The sequence below is a fragment of the Oceanobacillus sp. AG genome (assembly GCF_009746545.1).
Classification (GTDB): Bacteria; Bacillota; Bacilli; order Bacillales; family Amphibacillaceae; genus Oceanobacillus; species Oceanobacillus indicireducens.
Genome location: NZ_WOWT01000079.1, coordinates 1 through 1082 on the forward strand (window position 1 = coordinate 1; position 1082 = coordinate 1082).

Below are 1082 nucleotides of genomic sequence, written 5' to 3' on the forward strand. Positions count from 1 at the left end.
CTATATAAGGTTTTTATGTCAATTTGTTGATTGTGTGGCCTAGGCCACACAATCAACAAATTGCGCAAAATTTTCCTCCGGGGTCTCGTAGTTTAATATTTTCCGGGGGAATGTGTTCATCCAGTTGGCAACTTCTGCAATGTGCTGGTCCGAGTATGCGTGAATCGGTTGCCCTTTCTTTATAAAACGTCTGAGTAGCCCATTATGACGTTCATTCGTCCCTCTCTCCCAAGATGCATATGGATGCGCAAAATAAACATCTATTCCCATTTCTTTTCCTTGTGCGCTAAGTTCACTAAATTCGGATCCGTTATCAGCTGTGATGCTTTTAAATGTCTTTTGAACGTTTGGGTATTCCTGAAATATACCTTCTAAAGCATCCCTTACTTCTGGTGCGTTCTTACCCGGTATGCGTTGGACAATGGCCATACGAGTCTTTCTTTCCACAAGAGTTAGAAGTGCCTGGTCTTTAGATTTGTGGCCAAGAACAGTATCAATTTCCCAATGCCCGAACTCTTCACGTGTGTCAATTGATTCTGGTCTTTCTTCAATGCTCGTTCCAAGGACTTTCTTATTACCTTTTGACTTTGAAGACTTTGTTTTGCGGCGTAGCTTCAAAACTAGGTCCATATTCTTCACTTTTAGATCGCCGTTATCAATCCAGTTATATAGGGTTTTCGTGCAAGGAACAGAATCGAATGTATTTTGTTTTTTTGCATAGCCCACAACAACGTCGGGTGACCAGTTGTCTTTCAATATTTTCTCCTCAGCGAATAATATGAATTCCCATGAAGCCATCAAGATAGTCGGAGCACCACAGTTTCTTCTGTTCTCCTCATAAACACGTGCGCCAACGTCAGGAAAGTATTTCTTGTAGGGTTTACGATTGGTATCGATTTGTTCGACTGTGCCCCGCTTTAGTTCTCGAGATACTGTACTGTGATCGCGTCCAATTTTCTCTCCAATTTCTCTTAAAGACAAACCTTGCTCCCTGTATGCAGCTATTTGTCCTCTTTCAATTTCAGTTAAATGTGTATAGCTTCGTTTTTTCGTGTTAGAATGAGAGTGAGTCATCGTGATTT

Annotated in this window: 1 protein-coding gene; it reads right to left on the reverse strand. The window is 41.2% G+C overall.

Annotated features, from left to right (window positions below):
* Nucleotides 1–39: 39 nt before the first annotated feature.
* Nucleotides 40–1074: an IS30 family transposase gene (locus tag GN217_RS18590; protein WP_156858118.1), complete on the reverse strand. Its 1035-nt coding sequence runs from the start codon at nucleotides 1072–1074 to the stop codon at nucleotides 40–42.
* Nucleotides 1075–1082 lie beyond the last annotated feature (8 nt).